Source organism: Phytoactinopolyspora endophytica, assembly GCF_004138495.1.
GTDB classification, from domain to species: Bacteria; Actinomycetota; Actinomycetes; order Jiangellales; family Jiangellaceae; genus Phytoactinopolyspora; species Phytoactinopolyspora endophytica.
The window spans coordinates 33,018-34,950 of the sequence record NZ_ML142855.1 but is presented as its reverse complement, the minus strand read 5'-3'; the positions used below and the strand labels follow the sequence as shown (position 1 = coordinate 34,950).

Genomic DNA, 1,933 nt, shown 5'->3' with positions numbered 1-1,933 from the left:
ACATGGCGAGCATGATCACGCTGAACGGCAACGCCATGATCACCGCCCCGGTTTGCAGAGCACCGAGCCCTCCGGCCAGCAGAAGCGCCGCGGCGACCGCCCCTTCGAGCGCACAGAACAGCACCCGGCTCCACATCGGCGGATTCGGGTTGCCGCCCGAGGCGAGCATGTCCACCACCAAGGAACCGGAGTCCGACGAGGTGATGAAGAAGACCGCCACCAGGATCACCACGACGACGGTCAAGATGCCGCCCATCGGCAGGTCGTCGACGAGCTGGAAGAGCACGTTCTCCGCTACCACCCGCTCGGTCGCATCGGTGATGGCGTTGCCTTCCCCGTCGACCCTGTCGACCAGACCGCCCTCGCCGAAGAGCTGGCGGTGCAAGGAACTGCCACCCAGCACGGCGAACCACAGGAAGGTGACCGTGGTCGGCACGATCAGCACGCCCGCAACGAACTCCCGGATGGTGCGACCCTTGGAGATGCGCGCGATGAAGACCCCGACGAACGGCGCCCACGAGATCCACCAGCCCCAGTAGAACGTCGTCCACGACCCCTGCCAGGACTGGCCGTCATCCTCGGTATACGCGCTGGTGTCGAACGTCATCGGGAGTACTTCCCGCATGTATGTGCCCAGGGACTGGACGAAGTCGCGGAGGAAGAACAGCGACGGGCCGACGATCAACAGGACGACGAGGAAGACCGCGGCCAGCGCGAGGTTGGCGTTGGACAGCCACTTGATGCCCTTGCCGACACCGGAGACCACCGACACTGTCGCAATGGCGGTGATGATGACGATCAAGGTGATCGCGACGCCGTCGGTCGCGTCGTCGATCACGCCCATCGACACCAGACCGGCCGCGATCTGATTGACGCCGAACCCGAGCGACGTCGCTACGCCGAAAACGGTGCCGACCACCGCGACCGTGTCGATGACGTCGCCGATCCAGCCCTTGACCCGTTCGGCACCGAGCACCGGCTCCAGCGCCCACCGAATGGAGACCGGACGACCCTTGCGGTGGATCGCATACGCCAGGGCCAGCCCGACCACGACGTAGATACCCCAAGCGTGGAAACCCCAGTGCAGGAAGGTCTGTGCCATCGACTGCTCGGCCAGCTCGGCGCCGGCCGAGCCGATGCCCTCCAGACCTTGGCCGACGTCGCCGACATCCGCGTCGGCACCGCCGATGGCGCCACCGCCGTCGGTCCCGGGCTTCGGCGAGTCGTAGTGACGCAGCGGTTCCGCTGCTCCCCAGAAGACCAGGCCGATCCCCATACCGGCGGCGAACAGCATCGCGAACCATGCCACCATGCTGAACTCGGCCGGGTCCTCGTCTTTGCCAAGCTTGATGTCACCGAACCGGCTCACGCCCATCCAGATCGAGAACACCACGAAGATGGCGACCACGAGGACGTAGTACCAGCCGAAGCCGCCGACAATGTTCTCTTGGACCGTGGCCAGGGCCTCGCCTACGTCGTCAGGCCAGATCACGGCGATGATCACGGCTAGACCGATGATGATCATCGATGGATAGAAGACACCGGGCGTGACTCCGCCGGCGGAGAGTTTCGGTTGATATTGGGAGAGATCGGGTGAGCGGCTTGGCCGCTTCGTGTCTGACGGGGAACTCATGGCTTCACCTTCCGTACTTCGCCTCAGGTGCCGTACCACCGTTACGGGAGAAGTGCGAGTCGTCAAGCTCAGAACCCGCCTGGCGTGTCGATTATGTTCGATTGTTACCGCCGTAACCTGGGCTGTCACACACTATCAGCGGCCGCGCGGCTATACGCCGTTCCACCAGTGAACGTCTGTCATGCCATCGCGTGACATCGTCGTCGCGTCACGCCGATGACGTCGGGTGACAGCTCCTACCGCTCGTTAGCCGTCTCGCTGAGGTCGTCAGTCACGCGACGACTGACATTCCGTTCGAGC

1 protein-coding gene is annotated in these 1,933 nt (G+C 64.4%); it reads right to left on the bottom strand.

Annotated elements, in window-relative coordinates; all coding sequences use genetic code 11:
- Positions 1–1,633: BCCT family transporter (locus ELR45_RS14995; RefSeq protein WP_165367790.1), on the bottom strand; the 1,633-nt coding region annotated here is incomplete at its 3' end.
- Positions 1,634–1,933 lie beyond the last annotated feature (300 nt).